Here is a 19,933-nt window from a genome sequence, read left to right as displayed (position 1 = left end):
TACACGAGCAAATTCCCTATTTTTGAAAATCAATAGCTTACAAAAATCTCCAGATGCCTTGACAAAGCGAAATCTCCACACCTATTTTTGTACATACAAGAAAAATCTACGAATGAGAATCTGTACATGTATAAGGTTGAAAATTGTAACGGTAAATTTTATTGCTTACTGGATATGGTGACCACTATGCCGCCTCTGTTGGCATTTCGCTGGACCGAACAAGAACTCATGGAGAAATCGCTCGCGACCCAAAAAAGCTACCTCACCTCTGTGAAGCTGTTTTATGACTTCTGGTTGGCCAAGCATGGTATCAGCCTTGACTACGCATTACATCACAATGAGTTTCGAGACGTAGATGCTTTGACCCACGAGTTGATGCCGTTCTGGGATTATCTCCTTGCGGACAAGCAGATTTCCAATGTGATCATGCTGCCACTATCCAATAGCAGTCAGAAAGAAATGTCCAAGAAGAAGCGCACGGCCGCCAAACATTGTCAGGTGATCTGCAATTTCATTCAATTCTTGTCGGGGTTGTATCTGACAACGGCCTACCTTGATGAAGAACCTCATCAGCTGCGCCGCCTGCGCACCGAAATCAAACTGCGACTGAAAGACGTGAAACGCAAGTTCGCGAAGTGGAAGAAATCCAATAAAGAAGTACCCGCCCACAGCACCCTACGCAGTATGACCAGCGAGCAATTTGAGGACTTTTTTCGTGTTCTGACGCCGGATGTGATGAAGCCGGTGCCGGTAAAATTGCCAGACGGCAGTGTGCAAGCCTGCTTTACACTCATTAAGGAAAACCCACTTAATCCCATTGTCAGTTACGATGTGCAGATGCGTAATTACCTGCTCACTACTCTGCTCGTCCGCTATGGGCTGCGAATTGGGGAGTCATTATTGCTGCGCAAGCAATCCTTCTTGCCCTTAAAGTGCGACCCGAGCAAAGTCATCATGCGAGTACGCAATCTGGAGGATGATGAATTAAGCGATACAATCATGGACGATGCGCGTCATAATAAGCCGCAAATCAAGACCGTAGACAGTATTCGAGATGTCGAGATTACGGCCGAGGATCACACAAAAATTCTAATCTACTTCCAGTACATCCGCCCGAAAGAGTGTAAGCATGACTTCATCTTCGCTTCCTCTTTGAAGCCCTACAAACCTGTGTCCTACACCACCATTCAGACTCAATTTAAACAGGTCGTTGAAGCGTTTAAGGAACACTTCCCAGAACATTTTGACCCACAATATTCCGAGTTTATCAGTGAAACTATCACCCCACACTGGCTGCGCCACACTTGGGCCTATGCGATGTTGTCGGCTATTTATGAGAAGGAAAAGCGTCGGTACATTGACTTCGGCGTGGTCAATATTAACGGCATCATGGAGGAAGCGCAGGATCAATTAAGGGTGATGGGTGGATGGGCTAAGAAATCCATTATGCCCGCCAAATACGCTAAGCGATTCATTCAAGAGAATGCCAATCAAACGGTCATGGAGGTGTATCGCAATCATTTCAACTCAAACAGTGACAATGATTTCAATAAGGATGAATGGGATGCTGCATTCAGTTAAAAAAGTCCATCGCATAGATGATGGCGCTAGCTTTACACCAGAACAGGTTGGATTTATCAATAGCATGACACTACCTAGAGTGATGGAAATTACCCAAGCCTCTGAGTTTGATACCCCTTTTGTTCAGACGATAAATGACCGTTGGGAGTACGTCCGTTTGGGGTGCACACATATTGAAATCTTTGACTTGGATGTGCTTAGCAACAAACTGCTGAAATGGTTATCTACGATGCATACAGAATCTCATATGGCTCCTCTTGGTAGTAAACGGTTCAGCATAATTAAAAGGCTGATACGAGAGTCTGATAGTGTTTCTTTTTCAGCCTTTAAACAACGACTCGAAGTGATGGCTAAATCTAAAAATGCGGATGAGTATTACTTACTCAAGTCGGCCACTCATACTCTTATTCGTCATGACTTCCCAGGTTTCGACATTGATGATGAAGAAACGTTGCAGCGTGTAGCGACCCCGAATGTCACTGACCCCTTTCTTCGTTATCAAGAAGTTGAAGACACCATGCCTACCCATTTTAAGAATCTTATCGCCAATCGCTTGGTGGAGTTTGGCACTGAGGAAGGCCTTCGGTCATTGGCGGATAACGACTTAAAAAATCTCTGTGTGCTGGGCTTGTCGTTTGCTAATGGTCCCCGCCCACAGCAATTTGCCATGCTAAAAGGCGGCTCAGTGAAGCTCATCGCAGCTAATCACAAGACCGCACTAAAGCTCTACGAAGTGGCCGTGCCTTTAGCTAAGCAGAACACGACACCGATGAGTGGGCCAAAGATCACTTTGAGCCAAGAAATTGGCTTGTTGATAGATGAATATAAACATCGATTTGACATTGGGGATGACGACGCATTGTTTCCTTATGATTTGGATGTTGTGAACCCATCGTCTCGTGAGATCCATAAGGCGTTAAATGAGGCGTTGCTCTTCATTCAACCGGATAAAATCAAAGAAAAAATCAAACGTAACGAGATGCATCGCCCTATTTATACCACCTATGATTTTCGCCACAACATTGGCCATTCGATGGCAATGGCCGGGGCGAGTGCCGAAGAAATTGCTATGGTACTCGGTCACAGCACCACGGTCGCGGCGCAGTATTACATAATGTCAACCCCAGAACTGGCGCTGCTAAAACACAAAGCGCTCGGGCAAAACCCGGTCTGGAAAGACATGATGGGACTGCTGCTTACGGGTTACCTCACCAATGAGTCTGAATGGACGGGCAAAACGGTGTCAGGCATGCTCAAGGGAAAACTCCTCTACCGAATCGGTGGCTGTAACCGCCTACAGGATAAGTGCCATCTTGCGCTGGTGCGCTCTTGTTATGGCTGCTTTTACTTCCGCCCGTTTAAAAACTTAAACAAGCATAAAACCGTCCTTGAAGTCATCACTCACGAGCTTTTTGAATTGGTAAAAACGTCGCATGATGCTGGCCAACGTAATAATCCGCTAATAGATGCGGCCACCCAAACCAAAAATGAAGTAGAAATGGTCATTAACCGCCTCAAAGGGGGCTTAAGATGAAAGACAACTATGAAACCTTCGAACAATTTATCACGGCGCAAAAGACCTTTTTCGAGACAGCTTTGCTGCCCGAGGTGAATGCCGGTATCACTAACCCCGACGCGCTCTATTCATGGTTGACCAATATTTGGAAATACGCTTCGGCCTCTCAGGGTTTTCTGGCTAAGGCGTTGACGACTATTAACTTTCATGAAATCAACTCCCGCCGATTGGGTGGACTATTCAAACCGGACGAGGAACCATTCAAGACTCTAGATATAAATGAGACTTATGTCGACTTCATGAAAGCCTACTGCGTCTCGCTCTATCAGGGCAACAACCCGTCCGGCGCTGTGGTCTATGCCCAACAGATGCTATTGAAGCGTGTTTATGTCCGCATGGTGATGTCGGGAGTTGACCCACACCCAGTCAACATCACATCCGAGTTTCTGCAACAGGCCACCGATATGCTGGCGCAGTCGCGTACTGGCGACAGTGCTTATACCAACGCCGCCAAGGACTACGATGATTCCAATGTGATCGCCAAGAACCTCAATTACCTAAGTTTCACGTTAACACCCATTGAGATCAAGAAGAAACAAAAAGGCGTGGCCACACGCTCAACCAAAGCGGGTAAAAAAGCTAAAAAGGCAGAGTTCGGCGAAGATCTCGATCAGGACGAACACGAGAAGAACCTCTCCATTCAGACCTTTTTGAACGTGGTGGCACTGCGTGGCATGGTTCAACAAGATGGCGAACGGATCGTGTTGAACCTTGTATTACTGCTGATGGTCACCGGATTTCGCCACATGGAGGCCGCGGCACTGCGCTACAACTGCTTTAAAGTCGTAGAAATAGAAGACAAGGTCACTAAAGAGCTGATGGAACAACGTAGCTTGCCCACGTTCTACGTCGGCATCGTCTACTTGGGTGAAAAAGGTGCTGGTCACCGGACTCACTGGCTTGAGCCGTTCGCCGTGGAGATTGTCGAGGAGCTTTGGGTCGATACCATCGTGTTAACCGAGAAAATGCGCACACAGATTGAGTACGTTCGTGAGACTGGCTTTGAGTCCTACCTACCGAAAGCGTGGCGCACACGCGACGACAACGTGGTCGAAATGAGTGAGCCGTTAGTCGACCTCGATGCCATTGTAGATGAGGTCTATGAATCCACCTCTGTTTCTTCTGGGGCCCGAGGTCGTGGTCGGTCTTCTTTAAGGGATTACACTACTAAGAAAATCCAAAACAGCGGTCTGGACATAAAGCCACATTCGGTCGTTGAAATGAGCGGCCGACGTAAAAACATTCGCTATGCACAGGCGGAGATTGAACGCTTTATCCGCCACACCATTGAGAGTGACGGTCGTATATCGAATGACTTCATTTATCGCGATACGGACGCCAAAACCAAAGCCGTCAGTGAAATACCGTATGAGGCGTTGCTGTTCATCATTCCTGAAGGTAGCGCTGCCACCAAACGTACTGGCGCGATAAAAGTGGTGCCGAGAGTAATTGACAAGTTCATACTGAACCCCTTTCTGGGATATGGAACGAAGGGCAATCGTCAACGCAGCATCTTTGCCAAATACAACCTCACTGACGAAAATGGCGAGATCACCATGATGCACAGTCACACCCCGCGCCATGGCATCAATACCTTCGTTGCCATTGCGGGGATCGCTGAGCACCTTCAAGCGATGTTCATGGGACGGAAAGACTTCACTCAAAATGAACATTATCAGCACCTTGCCATTACAGAGAGAGCGGTCTCAACGGCACTGGTGACCGTGAACAACCCAGACTCGCATTTCAAACAAGAGACGGCACTTGAGCGCATTAAGATGGAAGGCACTATCGGTGTGAACCCCAAACTTACCTCGGTAAATGCACTGGCTCAAGCCTTGCATACCCACACTACCACGCAAGATAAAGCCGCGTTCGTCGTTGATGTGGTAAGTAATTCAAACAGTGATGCTTTCAATGAATTCGATGAAGTGTTTGGCATGCTGTCCGACAAGGAAAAGAAAGAAACAGCAGCGCGCCACACGGACCTGAACCCAATGGATATTGGTAGTTGTCGTCGCAAACTGGCCACATTCCAATGTCCTTATAACATGAAGTGTCAAGATGGCAGCCCATGCCCGTATTTCACCCTTACCGGACGTGACGATGAACTTCAGAAAGTGAAACAATTGGCAGCGGGTATTTTGTCTGAAATTGCGCTCATCAATAAAATGGAAATGACGGGACACATGGAGGTGGCTGAGGCCGACGAAATCCTAGCGAACCTCAACCTTCGCAAGGAGCACATCCAATATCATCTCGGTCAGTCTCAGGCGTTTGAAGACGAGAAAATCCAAATCAACCTGTTGGAATTGGACAACATGAAGAAACCTATAATGCTGTCCAGCTTGTTCGCGCTTGAGCAGCGTAAACGGGAAAAAGCTAAGCCGTCCAGGAGCCAGAAATGAGTGACAAACTTAAAGGAAACGAATTAGATATAGCCATTGAGAAGGAGTTGATCCGGATGTGTGATGAGGGCTTCCAACTGTCCCCAATTACACAGGCCAATCTATTTAGGCGATTAAACGCCAAGGGAGTGATCAAGACCCGCTCAACCTTGACCAGTCGAAAGAGTCTCATTGAGGCTTTTGCCAAGCAACAGAAAGAGGCCGTGTCAGGCACTTTAGGTAAAACCTTAAAAGACACCGCATCTATGACGCGAGCAGATTTAGAGAAGGCCAATGCGCGCCTCCTAGAGCAAGTAGAAACCGCGCGTAAGATGCTACAGGACAACACTGAATGCATCATTAGCATAGCAAAAACCATCAGGCTGCAAACCCAAGTCCGCAATATTGAACGTTGTTTGTCCCCATACCTCATTCGCGAATTACACCAACACGAGGACCAAGATGATGACTGAGAAGATGTCTAACCTTGATAAGTTCAATGCCTGGGCAGCGGCTGTGACCGAAGAAGACTTGAAGCAGATGGTGTATAACGGGCGCTTAAACAAAGCTGAGATTGCCCAACAAGCAGGATTCAGTTACAGCGCTTGGAAAGCACCGGAAAAGAATCCGACTGCCAAGGCCTTACATGAAGCCTTGTATGAATTTGAGGCGACGTTGGAGTGGCTTAAACTCTTACCCGAGAAGGCTGAGAATCCGCTCCAAGGCGAAGTCAAGAGCATCAATGATGACCCGCTGTTGAATGAGAATCGTATGCTTAAGAAACAGAACAGCGCGCTCAAGGATGAGATCATTCGTTTAAAGGCTCAGCTCGATAAGCTGTCTGAGATGAAAGAAACCGTGATAAAGTTGGGGTTAATGCATGTTAAATAAGATCACGACTCACGTCCGGGTGACCAAGGTTTACAGTGACAAAGAAGGCATGCTGCATTTTAGGGGCCAGAATATACGTAAAGCCTTGCCATACGCCGACAAATCCCATATTTACTTCATCGATGTAAAAGTACCTGCGGTTCAGTGTAACACCATCCCTGCAAAAGGACAGGTTTGGGAAATCACCGGGTCGCCAGTGCGTGAAGACGTGGTTGAAGGTGGGTATAAAAAGCAACGTTACACCTTCATTGAGCCGACTAAGGCTCAAATGACCCTGTCCTTAACCGGCGAAGAAATTAAGCATTTTATTGGCAAAAACAAAGACTTTAATGGTATCGGCCAAGCCACAGCAACCAAGCTTTTTAACGAGTTCGGTGATTCGCTGTTTGGCATGCTTAATAGTAACGATTTAACGCCCATTGATCAGCACCGTGAGTTTTCGAAACACGTGCCAGCGCTCATCAATGGTTGGGCTCGTTATGAAAACTTAAAGTATGCGTCTTTCTTTATGAAGCTTCAAATCCCTCATGCCGTTCAGCAAGCACTGTTTGAAGCGCATTCCGGGTTTGTGGTAGAGCGCATCAAGGAAAACCCTTATCTACTTCAGACCTTTGGCATGGAATTCGATGTCGTGGATAAGATTGCCCTAGAGAAATTCCAAATGGCCCTCGATGATCCAAGGCGCTCGCTGGCCCTTGTAGAAGGTGCGGTCAAGCACTTCACCAAGTACGGCCACACTTATGTCACGCTTGAACAAATATATGACCATCTAGGCGGGGACAAAACGGCCATGGTCGCACTGACCACGGGGGTTAAGGGCCTTGGTATCTACTATTGTATCGAGACCGACACTGTTCATTCTGTGCCACACTACATCATGGAGGAAACCGTTGCCCGACGCATTTTGACCCTGATAAACACGCACCTTTCCTTATCCGGTAAAGAGGATTACTCGTTAAAACATGAACTTGCTCAACTTCCTTTTCAACTGGAAGAACAGCAACTCACGGCGGTTATAAAGTCGCTCTCGAATGCGTACAGTTGTATTGTGGGCGGGGCAGGCACGGGCAAGACCACGGTACTTCGACTCATCACCAGTGTTCATTTATCGCTGGGCTATCAGGTGTTTGGCATGGCGCTCTCTGGCCGCGCAGCCATGAAGTTACAAGAGTCTATCAATTATCCGACCAAAACCATTGCTGGCTTTCTCAACAACTTAGATTTAATAGATGAGCAGGAGCCCATGCTCATTGTCATTGATGAGGCGTCGATGGTCGATATTAGCCTGTTATATCAAATCATTACTTCGATACCGACCACAGCCAAGCTGCTCATCGTGGGCGATGATGGTCAAATACCTCCTATTGGGGCGGGCCTTGTGCTCAGTGAGCTCATCGAAGTGCTGCCGTATTACACCACCACATTAGATGTGGTCAAACGACAGGATGAAACGACGGGCATTCCGGAGTACAGTCAAGCCATTCGAGCCAAACGACTACCAGAATCGCTGTCATACAAGGCGATTAGCTTCCAGACGGTCAGAAAAAACGATATACCGTTGTTCTGCCTAAAGGAGATGGGTAATGACGTACAGGTGATATGCGCCACGCGCAAAATGGCGCAGATGATAAATGTCACTGTGCAGGAGGGGGTTAACCCGAACCCGTTCCTGATGTGGCAAAAGAAGAAAACACACTTCAAAATTGATGATCCGGTGATATTTACAAAAAATGACAGTGATTTAGGCGTCCAGAATGGGTTGCTTGGCCGTATTGTCGGCTTCGACGAGGAAAGCGAATGTGTCTATGTCCGTAAGGATACTCATAGCAGTGATGACAATAATAGCGCAGTAGCATTAGAGCATTTCTACGATTTAGAACTGGCGTATGCCATCACGCTGCACAAGGCGCAGGGGTCTCAGTTCCATACAGTCATTGTGGCGGTAGAGAACAACCCAATGCTGGTTGATAATAGCTGGATTTACACGGCTACTACACGAGCGGTAGAAAAACTCATTATAATTGGTACAGAAAAGGCGTTTAGAGAGGCCATTGTCCGGCCGTCTTCAGCAGAGAAAAGGCAGGTCTACCTCTCAGAATTGATAGAAAGATTGAGTGAGGCAAAGGCCAATATTGATTAACACTAGACCCCTACCCACCCAGAATTTTACGAATACTATAACAATTGGCCGCAGAAATTTTTAAGAACCTCAAAAAGGTAAGATCCGTACATTTTTGACACTGGATGCTTACAGTTACAAGAATTATCGCATTGTAAAACGTTACGCCAACTTCAGAGCTGAATCGAAAACTAATGCATTGAACATAATCAATTTACCATAAAATAGGTAATCACCACTAATTTAACTGGCGTTAATTTAGTGGTGATTACTAAAAGATCCTAAGATCTTCTTTTACTATTTGTTTGGTTTATCGCAGATAATAACCCGGCACCTGAGCTTTATTGGTGCGCAACGCCGTGATAGCGCTATCGTCGATCGATAACAAACTTACGTCAGTAGATAATCTCCTAGAGCTGCGACTTCATCTGGATGACGCCAGACGTTTTGCTGATGAGTCTGCAATAAATGCGCGATAACCATCACTAATTTTTGAAATAGCCAGTCATAATTGAGACAATTAAACCCGAGCCGAGTCTGCTGGTTACATTCTCAAACTCTTTAAATACTACCGCTGAACCGTACGAATTAATTTCACAGACCTTCTCAGCAGGTGCATATTTATTTGAGCGAGACTCAAGTACGTAGACTTTTGGATTATCACCAATTCCACATCCGCTTTACCTGATTTGCCTTTACCTTGAGCAACCGACATTGGTTATTTTGGCTAATCTGCCGTCAGTCCCCTATCCCCTAATTTAAGACTTCTTTTATATCCCCTTCAGGTGGGCTGAACAGAGTAACAAATGACTCAAGTTTTTAGTAAAAATATTGCTAAATCATAAACTAATGTCAGAATGGTTACATATGAAACTCATTTGTTTAGCTAAGCACAAGTACAGCTTACTTTATGAGTAAACTGGTTGATAAAAAGCATATATGAATAATACAGAACTACGTTCCAACTACCAAAATGATCTCGTCAAATCTCTAAATACTCCTCTTCTCATTGAGCTAAACGAAAGCGATATCACTTCGATAGAATTAAAACAAAGTCAAAGCTTTCCTGATACCTGCCTACTGCTTGGTAGTAAAATCTATGACGACCACAACCAATCTAATGGAACAAATATTATCGTTCTGGATGGTGAAAAAAATCTAAACAAAGACGGTTTCTATTTACTTGAAACATTGCTGGATCAGCTCCAAGATGAAATCAAGGACATCAAGAATATTGCCGTCATCAAAGAAACTCTCATTGGTGGGTTGTCTGTCTCAACAGGTGGTTTACTCAATGAGTTTTTGGGATCATATCTAGACAAAGGGCTCGACCTAATCTTGGAAGGAATAGGATCTCAGTTTACAGAGCGGCTCTTTGACAATATTCACAAGAATATCGATATTTCAGATGTAGTGTTATCTCAAATTGAAGGACTTCTGCAAGATAATTCTGCCGAGTCTCTTGCTACACTTTCAAGTCATATTAAACAACGTAAGCTCAGCCTTTCGGCCGACGCTCGGTTGGAACTCAAGTCTATCTCTTCAACTTTCGCGAAAAGCGGAAAGCATGATATTTTCCAACTGGCTTTTAAAATGCTTCTAGCAACCTCTATTGGCTCCAACAAACTGATTTTTGTTAATAATCCACACAAGCTTGATGATGACTCACTAGCTGTTCTCTCCCTTCTATTCTCATACGCAAAACATCTTAAGGAATATGGTCGCCATTTAGGCATTTCGGTCATCTATGCCTATAGCAATAACCAATTTCAACCTTACCGAAAAATCGAGCAGCAATTTACAGCAAAGCAACTGTTATTAGATAATCAGCGTAGATTTGCCCAGCGCTATGCCATGCTTGAGAGCCCTACTAGTGACATGCCTGTTATTGCTGTTAAGTCTTCACACTTTGTCGGTCGTAACGAAGAACTGAATAGTCTAAAAAGATACTACGAACAGCGTCAAAGGATGAGCATTTCTGTTGTCAGCGGTGAACCAGGGATTGGAAAAACAACACTGATCAAAAAGCACCTTGAGCAAATCAGCACAGAGAAAATGATTACCCTAACCTTGTTAAACGAGATTGGTCATCAATCAACCAATACCGGATTAAGCTCTCTGGAAAAAAGCATTTTAGAGGAAGCGTCAAGACTGGAAATCCTCAAGGGCTGGAAGGAAAAAGGCATTGACTATTTAAAGAGCCTAGGAAGCAAATCATCAGCAGTGAGTGCTATAGGCTCTGTTTTCTCAGGAGCCGACAAAATCATTAATATTACTGAAGCCTGTTATGAACGATTCAAAGTTAAAGACCGTATTGTTTCGTTGAACGACCAAAGCCTGGGTGATCTAAACAATAAACAAGGTGACACAAAAGAAAGGCAGTTCAAAAAGCTGGACCTGGCGTTAGACATCCTGCTGCCTCTTGCAGACAGAGACCAACCTGTGATTTTATTTATCGATGATTGTCAGTGGATCGATGATACCTCCAGCGAGTATATATTGACTCGTTTGGCTAAAAAGTGTTCCTTATTTATTGTGACATCTATTCGTCCCAGTGATGCAGCGACAGCGCTCGTTAAACAAGAAGAAGCCAACTCCACATCTAACACGCATTGTTATACATTGTCGTTACTGAAAGTGCTAAGTATAAAAGGACATGAGAGGCTGTCCTTTGCGCCGAATATTGATGCTATTGATTGCCACACGATCGTGTTAGAAGGCTTTAACCAAGATCACCTGCATGAGCTAATCGAAAATGTAATCACCGGAGAGCCGTCACAGTTAGCGCTTTTATCGTGTTCAATTATTCAAGCGATCGGAAACCAAACTAGCAACAAGGTTAATACTCTCTTTGCAATAGAATGCATTAACTTACTTTGCGAACCCAAATTTTATAACGAAAACAAGAGTGAGAAGTTGATTCTTACAGAGCCGTTCCGATTAAATCAAAACATCGTCGATATAGAGGCGTCATTGCAAGATACTTTTAAAAACCTGCTGCAAAAGTATCAACACTCTCTTAGTCATTCCCTTGATATTTCGGATACTTTTAATTTCAGTTTGATGGCATACGCCGTACTAGAAGAAAGGCTATACCTGTTAAAAATATATTTTGCCAAACATGGGAATGCGGCGGTTAATTCACTACTATTTTCCTCTTTGCTCGGTGCGCCCTTCTCTGCCACTATCGTAAAATCGGCGTTAACTGCGATTGCTTCCACTGAAGAGGCTTCACTCCTCCCGTTAAGAAATTACATTAGGCAAAGTCACCAAGAAATCTGCCTGACAGAAGAACAGTATGTCATCATTGATGAAGTTTACGAGATCTTACGCAGGTACAGCACTTTCGGAGATAAGTACGACTACCGACATTCATTGCAATCTATCTTCCTAGATAAACAACTAAACTTCTTACTCAAGACGTTACTAGCTGAGGATTTTGTACGATCCAACAATGCATTACTCCGACTACTCCTCGAAGTCATTGATGAAGAGGAAAAACGGTCAAGTTTCTTTTCCGTTGGATATCAAAACCTAAATACGAGTCAGTTTCAAGAGAAGATGTTCTATCAGTCGATCAGACATCATATTCTATTGCGCGCTCATCAGTTATCCCCAGACATCTGGGGACCATCTTATGTCGATAATATGGAACAACTATCGGAAAGTTATTTTCATACTTATCAGCTCGATAAAGCCGCTGAACTGCAAGACATGGCTCTTCAAATATGCGAAGTATATTTTGGAAGCAACCAAGATTCATGGGCCCAGAGATACACCTCTAATTTAGCGGGACGCGCTGAAACACTACGAATGCTTAATAAACACCAAAATGCAATCACTCTGCTCGAACAAGCCGTGGCCATCATTAAGCCTTATTATCAAAACGCCCCGAGTGATTGGGCCGAAAGCTATTCCTCGACCTTGAATCTGCTAGCTTATAACTACGCTCTCATGCGTGACTTTGACAAAGCTGTGTTTCTAAGTCAGAGAGTGTTGGATATTGTAACACCACTTTATCGAAATCATCCTCAAAAATGGGCGTCAAACTATATGTATGCCAATGGCACTCTCGTCAGGGTAAATAAAGAGACAGGTCATATAGGCAAAGCCATTTCTCTCAGTGAACATACACTAGAAATATGTAAATCTTTCTATTCCGACAACTCAGATAAATGGTCTGCAGAGGTTGTAGCTAGTTGCATCGATCTTGCTCTGCTTTATAGGGAAAACGAAGAGTTTGAAAAATCGAAACAACTAGCGGAAAAGGCTTATACCCTTTGTAAATATTGTTATCGGACTAATCCTGATCTCTGGATTGAATTGTACGTCCAATCACTCGACCGCCTAGCACATAGTTATAGTTTTACCGGACCTTTCGACCGTATAAGAGAGTTGAAGGAAGAGACTATAGCTATCATCAAGCCTCGCTATCAACAGCAGCCGGAAGTCTGGGCATTTTTATACGCTGTATACCTTAATAGTCTAATAAACTATTTTCATGATAAGGAGCTTTATCAAGACGCTATTACCATGGAAGACGAACTACTTACCGTTTGCCGAGAGCTTTATCACGTCAACCCCAAGGCTTGCGCCGAACTTTATGCCTCAGCGTTAAATAATATCGTTGGAAATGGTGAAATCTGCGTTTTGTATAAGTTAAGAAACCCTATTGATATCAGCGAATTTCAACGTGAGTATCTTAATGTGTGCCGACCGTTGCTTACCGCCCACCCGGCCATCTGGGCAAAGGACTATTGCAAAGCGCTCGACGATGTTGCCAGTGATTTCTGGTTCAACGATCAAAAAGAGTACGGTCTTTCCCTTTACGAGGAAAGGCTCTCAATTATTCGCCAGCGCTACATTGATGAGCCTTTAGAGTGGGAATCAGTATACATGGATTGTCTGGAAGACATTGCCGACAAATATCATGGTTGCGACGATCATAATAACGAGGTATACCTGCTAGAAGAGCTGGTGCAGTTTACGAAGCACATTTTTCAGAAAAACTCTGAGAGCGGTTACTCTAGACACACTCGCTCCTTATCTATTCTGGGCAATCGTTATACTTTAACCCAGCAGCACGGGAAAGCGATTGAGACATTTAATGAGTTACTTTTGCTGCTAAATGATAGAGATGAATCTCAGCGCGATATGTCTTGGATGGTTAGTTACTCCAGAACGCTCAATGACAAGGCTAAAAACTACAAAGAACTTAACCAGCTTGATCAAGCCATAGCATGTGGAGAAGCTTCACTATCCATCAGTCGTAGGGTTAGTCAGCTTGATCGCGAGCGAGGATTGAGTCTGACATGGGGAACTCTTAATCAGCTTGCTCACAACTACCGGACAACTGGTCAACACGAAAAGGCTACCTATCTCGCAGAAGAGTTGGTTTCCCTATGCAAGCCAATGTGTGGCGAAGATAACGAGCGATGGGGACAGGTATATCTTATCTGCCTAACATTTTTAGCAGACTGCTATCACTCATTAGGTCATAAAGTAGGAGTCACATCAGTTTGTGAAGTGGCAGAAGCAGCTAACCTCTTGATGTACGAGTCGTACACCGACGCGTGGGAGCAACATTATCTTAATTATCTAAAGGAGTTAGCTGAAAAATATCGTACCGTTAATGAACTGTGCCAGTCGGTACGTCTGGAGAACACGGCATTATCATTCTTAAGACCGAAGTTCTACTCTCAGCCTGATAGCTGGATGAATCGCTATTTGGAGTGTATTGCACGCCTGTCAGAAGATTATTTCCTCAAAGCAGAGTTTGAAGCAGCCTTAGCTTTAGAACAAGAAATATTACCTTTTATAACAAAAAGGTATGGGGACTCCCCTATGGAGTGGTCGTATCGTTATGCAGTCGGTTTTTCTAATATTGCGAAGTTGTATAAAGAACTTGGAAGTATTGGTGATTCTCTGTGGTACGAGGAAGAAACTCTACCGATATGCATAGAAAATTATCAGTCTAACCCAAAAGAATGGTTTGAGCTGTACACATCTAACCTCAGTAATATCGCAGATCTATTTAGTCAGTTCGGCCAATTCAACAAAGCTCGCTTTTACTATGAGCATGCACTGAGCATATTGAAGCTTCATTTATCTGATGATCCGATAAGAGGACTTGTGTTGTACACCGAGTGTCGTAATAAGTTGACTACTTGTTATGAAAAACTAGGCCAAAACTTACAATTTCAATGAATTGTCGACTAAACAAACCTAATCAAACGGCTCTGTTTATTCAGTTCTATTTCGAGTTAATACGCCCTTCTTTGAAGAGAGTGTAGTGGTTAACAATTACAGACACTATTTTAAGACGATTCTCGGCATTTACTGGCGACAAGCCTATCAATTACTTGATGAGGCTGTTGTCGGTTGTGGTAGTCCATTAGATAATATCTTTCTTAGCTTTGAGCCTGATTCATAGTATCCGCCCCATGTGACCTGCTCCCCTTAATCTAGTCCAGTCTACACATTAGTAATGTTCATCCAACCAAGGAGATGATGAACATGAAAAAACGATTCAATGAACAACAAATCATTGCCATTTTAAAGGAAGTGGAAGTAGGTATCCACGCCCGAGAGCTTTGCCGAAAGTATGGGATATCGGATGCCACGTTTTACACATGGCGCAAGAAATACGCAGGACTGGATGTCTCTGAAGCCCATCGCCTTAAGGCACTGGGAGACGAGAACGCTCGGCTCAAAAAGCTGCTGGCTGATACTCTGCTGGATGCAGAAGCACTTAACATAGCTCTCAACCAAAAGTACTGACCGTCGAGGACAAGCGCAAGGCTGTCAAAGTTATTCAGAAAGTCACCCAGCTTTTAGAACGCAGAGCCTGTCTCTCGTCGGTATTCAACGCGCGTCAATACGATATCAACCTCAATCTAACCGCTAGGATGGTAAGATTCAGGCTCGTATAAAAGATCCGCCATTGGAACGACGTCGGGTTGGTTACCGTCGAATCCATCGCCTTCTGAGGCGAGAAGGTTTTGATGTTAACCATAAGCGAGTTTATCGCTTGTACTGCGAATTAGGCTTAATGGTCAGCAAACGGAGACGTAGAAAATCACAGTATGTTGAGCGAGAGCCTCTCTTGCTTCCTTCAGTACCGAATCACACTTGGTCTATGGACTTTGTGATGGATGCGCTCAGTAACAGCAGACGGATTAAATGCCTGACGATCGTGGATGACTATACAAAGGAGTGCCTAGATATTTCTATTGCTACGGGGATCTCGGGGGACGAAGTCGTGATCACGCTGGAGTCTATCGCGGCGTTTCGAGGTTATCCAGAAGCGATTCGAACGGATCAAGGTCCAGAATTTACAGGGAAAGCACTCGACCAAAGGGCTTATCAGCATTGTGTGATTTTAAAATGAATCCAAGCAGGAAAACCGACACAAAATGCTTATATTGAAAGTTTTAATGGTAAGTTCAGAGATGAATGTTTAAACGAGCACTGGTTTAGGGATTTGAGTCATGCTCGTGACCTAATCAGCCTATGGCGAATGGATTACAATGAAAGTCGTCCCCACTCAGCTCTGGGTAACCTGATTCCTTCTGAGTTTGCAGCGACCACATGAACGGCACGAAACTGCGGTAATTTAACAAGCATTACTAGTGAAGTTTTGGATTAGTTCTTGGGGGCAGTTCTTTCTGCCAAATGACCAGCGATTTGATTGTACGCTCCGCTCGGTTGTTGTAGATAGATAAATGCCCATCTTCAACATAGCGTATCAGATTAGGCCACTGACCCTAGGTGTACTTGATGGCTTTACCAAGAGGACTCGATTAGATGACTTTCTGCGTGGTTAACCATTCATAGAGGTCATCCAGCATGGGTTTGACACTGGATTGCATTTCAGACCAACGCTCTTCAGCCTAAGCGAGTTTTAATCGGGATTCAAGTGCATACAGCTTTTGGATTTTCGCTAACGCGACATCTGCTTTCCCCGATTTACCTTTACCCTGAAGCTTCTTCGCATCCATGAATTTATGACGAGCATGAGCGAAGCAGCCAACATTGGTGACTTTCGTTCATCCGTCATAAGCACCGTAGTCATCACTTTGCAGATAGCCAGAGTAGTCACCCAAGAAGCCCCCTGGACAGGCGCTCGCACGACTGTTGTGGTAACAACGTCATCTTCCACTTTAGCCGCTTCACATTCCGCCTCATTGAAGAGGTGTCACCCTGCGCTTCATTATAAGGCTTTAACGCTTTTTAACGTTTGGCGAACTGGCGGTCAAGAGCGAGCTTAAGCTGCTCTATTATGGATTGGCGCTCTTGTTGCCATTGCGCTTCCTTTTCTTGCCAGCCTTTTTGTTCAGACATTAAGTCTTTCACCATAGCTTGAAGCTCGGCGATGTCTTGGCTTTCTGGGTTAATATCGGGCGTCTTTTTCATGGCATTTTTTATACTAAAAACATCATTCTAAGGCTTGGTAGAACTGACGTTTATCGGGGTCAACTCATTGTAAAACCGTCTATTTTTGATCAGTTTATGCCGATTATGGTAAAGCCAGACAACAGGCGGTCTAAGTCAAATTGAGTCAGGGTGTACACCTGTTTTTTCTCTTGAGTTGACCATTTGAATTTGGCTTTTTCCAGCCTCTTATACCAAAGAGCGAAGCCCGTTTTGTGGTGAGTAGACCAGAGGAGTCTCACCTCTAGCCTCTCGCAGAACCGTACGTGATACTCTCATATCATACGGCTCCCATTACCCAATCGTTGATCCTCAAAATAGTGCCAATGGATGAATAGGCTTGGCCAACTTTTAGCGACATGCCTTAACCACTGTGCACTTTTCCGCTTATGCCCTGCAAGGCGTTTATATTTTCGCCTTGCCCAACGTCCCAGCCTGAGTTCCAAATAGTCTGCTAGTTTGTGCATTTGTGTTGGATAAAAACATCCATAGTATTGGAACCATCCCGTAATATCGGGTTGTATAAACGTGATAACTCTGCCAACGTTGAGGGAGTTCTTACTGACAAACGCCAAGTCCTGATACGTGATCGCATGGATTTTAACGCTTCGTTTCTTGCCGCAGGCAAAAAGCTTGTAAATAGCTTTCCTTCCTTGTTATTCGCCTTTCTTGGTCTAAACGTAAAACCTAAAAAGGTGAATGCCTTTATTGTATAGGCAAGTGGTCGATTACTGTCATTACAGTACACAATCTTTGACTTGGTTGGATGCATTGTGAGCCTTGCACTCCTTCAGCCTTACCTCTATCACTCGAAGCAAATAGTTGGCTTGGGCTTCGGAGTGACAGTGTACAACGGCATCATCCGCATACCTAGCAAATGGGCACTTTGGAGATGTTTTGCTTATCCAAACATCAAATGCGTAGTGCATGAACAGATTCATCAGTAATGGACTAATGATCCCACCTTGAGGCGTACCTTGGGTTCGAGGCATCAAAGTACTAGCGACGGTGAAAGTTGGTGCTTTTAGCCATCTTTCGATGTAAAGCAAAGCCCACGACTCCTTTACGTGATGACGTACCGCTTTCATCAGGAGAACATGATCGATATTATCGAACGCTCCTTTGATATCAAACTCTACAACCCTGTCCATCCGCCAACAACGTTGTCGAGTTTTCTCAACAGCTTGTAAAGCAGACTTACCCAATCGATAGCCGTACGAATCGGTATGGAAGCATCTGTCGATTTCTGGTTCGATTAACATCTTAACCACCATCTGTGCGATTCGGTCTGACACAGTAGGAACACCCAGACTCCTTATTCCACCGTCCTTCTTAGGTATATTTACCTGCTGAACAGCCGGTGGCATATAAGAGCCTGACGACATACGATTCCATATCTTGTAAAGGTTCCCTTTTAAATTTTGCTCAAATGCAAACAATGAAACTCTGTCCACACCCGCAGCACCTTTATTAGCTTTTACACGTTTATATGCATTCCAAACTAGCTGTTTTGAAATATCAAACGATTTTGTTGATGCCATGTGGCTCCTCCCTAGTGTTACTAGGTTGACGTAATTTCACCAACTGGATAATGCAACTCCTTCGCTCCACACTCATTAGAAATGCTTCATCACTTATATGGACTCCCTGGTAACGTCAAGAAAGTAAATTAATAAAACACGGTTAGATGCGGACTTATATACGGGCTACTTTGAAGGAGCTACCTTCGCCCTAGGATGTTTTCGCACCAGTAAATCAAAACTACTACACGGCTTTTATGCCTTAGTGAGACACTGAATTTTACTGGTTGGTCTTACCTGTTTTTTTGCATTACATTGACGTGTTCGGCTCAAGCCTCAAGCAATTGAGGTTTATATTCAGTATCGGTTTGTAACATTGCGTAGGCTGTTCTTACATTTTTATTAATTAAAGCGATTGCAGCAACTTTTTTCCCTCTTCGCTCTATTAGCGCTTGAAGCCATTTTTCTTTTACTGTTTTTGCTACTCTCTTAGATAAGCTCGATACTGCTGACATTGCTCCATTAAATAAAATACTACGAAGTCTTAGTCCTGAACTTTTCTTTGCAATACTGCCAATTTTTTCCTTTCCTCCAGAACTATGTTGAACTGGAGTTACACCTAAGCAAGCTGAAGCGGCTCGTCCATTTTTAAATGAACTACCATCCCCCAGTGCAGTCAGTAAACCGACAGCACCTAATGGGCCTACACCTTCAAGTTTCATGAGCTTCTTACAATGAGTATTTTTATGAACTTCAGCTTCAAGCTGCTTTGTAATGTCATTTAAGCGCTCAACTTGATTTTGATAGTTTTCCCAGTGAGAAAATAGAGCGACTCTTAATTGATGAGGTAACTCATTCTCAGCATCTTCAATAATATAGGGGATAGCTTCTCTAAGGGCTTTATCACCTTTTGCTATCGTAATTCCAAATTCAGAAAGCAATGAACGAATTTGATTTGATATAGCAATACACTGAGATTTCTGTAGATCTCTTATTCGCCCTAAAGATTGCAAACCTTGCTCTTCTATAGTTAATATCCTAGTCGATTTTATCGTCAACTGAGTAGCAGCGACTGCAATCGCTAAAGCATCATTTCTATCTGTTTTCTGTGTTGTTCTAAATGGTTTTACGTGGCGGGCGTGCATCGTTTTAACCGATAAGCCTAACTTTAATGCTAAACGAGACCAATATTGGCTAGATGCACATGCTTCCATAGCAACCAAACAATTTTTTTCATTGTTAAGCAGCTCTTTTAATGCTTTTCGAGTAATTGATTTATTATAAGAAATCTTGTTTTTTGATGTGACTTTGCATACCTGAAGTACATCTTTTGCCAAATCAATAGCAAGAATAGTAACATTGTTCATATGTGGACTCCTTTAGGTTGCTTTCTTTCTCAATAGAATTCAAACCGTACTCCCTCAAG

Annotated in this window: 10 protein-coding genes and 2 pseudogenes; 8 read left to right on the top strand and 4 right to left on the bottom strand. The window is 44.0% G+C overall.

Annotation, left to right across the window (positions count from 1 at the left end; all coding sequences use genetic code 11):
- Positions 1 to 126 precede the first annotated feature (126 nt).
- The 8 genes and pseudogenes from L3V30_RS07175 to L3V30_RS07140 all read left to right on the top strand — a co-directional run bounded on the left by L3V30_RS07175 (position 127) and on the right by L3V30_RS07140 (position 16,148).
- The gene (locus L3V30_RS07175) at positions 127 to 1,581 is read left to right on the top strand and encodes a site-specific integrase (RefSeq protein WP_237308596.1); all 1,455 of its coding nucleotides are present in this window, start codon (positions 127 to 129) and stop codon (positions 1,579 to 1,581) included.
- Positions 1,565 to 3,115, top strand: a complete 1,551-nt coding sequence (locus L3V30_RS07170; protein WP_237308595.1) for a hypothetical protein — start codon at positions 1,565 to 1,567, stop codon at positions 3,113 to 3,115. The genes L3V30_RS07175 and L3V30_RS07170 overlap by 17 nt, the downstream gene beginning before the upstream one ends.
- Positions 3,112 to 5,565: a hypothetical protein gene (locus L3V30_RS07165; protein ID WP_237308594.1), complete on the top strand. Its 2,454-nt coding sequence runs from the start codon at positions 3,112 to 3,114 to the stop codon at positions 5,563 to 5,565. Before L3V30_RS07170 ends, L3V30_RS07165 begins: the two co-directional genes overlap by 4 nt.
- The gene (locus tag L3V30_RS07160; RefSeq protein ID WP_237308593.1) at positions 5,562 to 6,017 is read left to right on the top strand and encodes a hypothetical protein; all 456 of its coding nucleotides are present in this window, start codon (positions 5,562 to 5,564) and stop codon (positions 6,015 to 6,017) included. The genes L3V30_RS07165 and L3V30_RS07160 overlap by 4 nt, the downstream gene beginning before the upstream one ends.
- Complete coding sequence (locus tag L3V30_RS07155; protein ID WP_237308592.1) at positions 6,007 to 6,435, top strand: hypothetical protein; 429 nt, start codon at positions 6,007 to 6,009, stop codon at positions 6,433 to 6,435. Before L3V30_RS07160 ends, L3V30_RS07155 begins: the two co-directional genes overlap by 11 nt.
- The gene (locus tag L3V30_RS07150) at positions 6,425 to 8,575 is read left to right on the top strand and encodes an ATP-dependent RecD-like DNA helicase (protein WP_237308591.1); all 2,151 of its coding nucleotides are present in this window, start codon (positions 6,425 to 6,427) and stop codon (positions 8,573 to 8,575) included. Before L3V30_RS07155 ends, L3V30_RS07150 begins: the two co-directional genes overlap by 11 nt.
- A gap of 918 nt (positions 8,576 to 9,493) precedes the next feature.
- Complete coding sequence (locus tag L3V30_RS07145; protein ID WP_237308590.1) at positions 9,494 to 14,761, top strand: tetratricopeptide repeat protein; 5,268 nt, start codon at positions 9,494 to 9,496, stop codon at positions 14,759 to 14,761.
- A 309-nt stretch (positions 14,762 to 15,070) separates the two neighbouring features.
- Positions 15,071 to 16,148 (top strand): annotated as a pseudogene (locus tag L3V30_RS07140) (IS3 family transposase).
- Positions 16,149 to 16,218: 70 nt separating this feature from the next.
- Here L3V30_RS07140 and L3V30_RS07135 read toward each other — a convergent pair.
- The 4 genes and pseudogenes from L3V30_RS07135 to L3V30_RS07120 form a co-directional block, all read right to left on the bottom strand.
- Positions 16,219 to 16,969, bottom strand: a pseudogene (locus L3V30_RS07135) (transposase); the annotation flags it as partial.
- Positions 16,970 to 17,262: 293 nt separating this feature from the next.
- The gene (locus tag L3V30_RS07130) at positions 17,263 to 17,562 is read right to left on the bottom strand and encodes a group II intron maturase-specific domain-containing protein (RefSeq protein ID WP_237308589.1); all 300 of its coding nucleotides are present in this window, start codon (positions 17,560 to 17,562) and stop codon (positions 17,263 to 17,265) included.
- 162 nt (positions 17,563 to 17,724) lie between these two features.
- The gene (gene ltrA, locus L3V30_RS07125; RefSeq protein ID WP_237308588.1) at positions 17,725 to 18,528 is read right to left on the bottom strand and encodes a group II intron reverse transcriptase/maturase; all 804 of its coding nucleotides are present in this window, start codon (positions 18,526 to 18,528) and stop codon (positions 17,725 to 17,727) included.
- Between the two features lie 308 nt (positions 18,529 to 18,836).
- The gene (locus tag L3V30_RS07120; protein WP_237308587.1) at positions 18,837 to 19,874 is read right to left on the bottom strand and encodes an IS110 family transposase; all 1,038 of its coding nucleotides are present in this window, start codon (positions 19,872 to 19,874) and stop codon (positions 18,837 to 18,839) included.
- Between the last annotated feature and the right edge of the window lie 59 nt (positions 19,875 to 19,933).

It is taken from the genome of Vibrio sp. A1-1, from assembly GCF_021728175.1.
GTDB lineage: Bacteria > Pseudomonadota > Gammaproteobacteria > Enterobacterales > Vibrionaceae > Vibrio > Vibrio diabolicus.
The sequence above is the reverse complement of the archived record's forward strand: the minus strand, read 5'-3'. Positions and strand labels throughout refer to the sequence as shown.

Coding starts and splice junctions, on each gene's coding strand:
- L3V30_RS07120 (WP_237308587.1), bottom strand. CDS start 19,874: ATGAACAATGTTACTATTCTTGCTATTGATTTGGCAAAAGATGTACTT.
- L3V30_RS07155 (WP_237308592.1), top strand. CDS start 6,007: ATGATGACTGAGAAGATGTCTAACCTTGATAAGTTCAATGCCTGGGCA.
- L3V30_RS07175 (WP_237308596.1), top strand. CDS start 127: ATGTATAAGGTTGAAAATTGTAACGGTAAATTTTATTGCTTACTGGAT.
- L3V30_RS07165 (WP_237308594.1), top strand. CDS start 3,112: ATGAAAGACAACTATGAAACCTTCGAACAATTTATCACGGCGCAAAAG.
- L3V30_RS07145 (WP_237308590.1), top strand. CDS start 9,494: ATGAATAATACAGAACTACGTTCCAACTACCAAAATGATCTCGTCAAA.
- ltrA (WP_237308588.1), bottom strand. CDS start 18,528: ATGGCATCAACAAAATCGTTTGATATTTCAAAACAGCTAGTTTGGAAT.
- L3V30_RS07160 (WP_237308593.1), top strand. CDS start 5,562: ATGAGTGACAAACTTAAAGGAAACGAATTAGATATAGCCATTGAGAAG.
- L3V30_RS07170 (WP_237308595.1), top strand. CDS start 1,565: ATGCTGCATTCAGTTAAAAAAGTCCATCGCATAGATGATGGCGCTAGC.
- L3V30_RS07150 (WP_237308591.1), top strand. CDS start 6,425: ATGTTAAATAAGATCACGACTCACGTCCGGGTGACCAAGGTTTACAGT.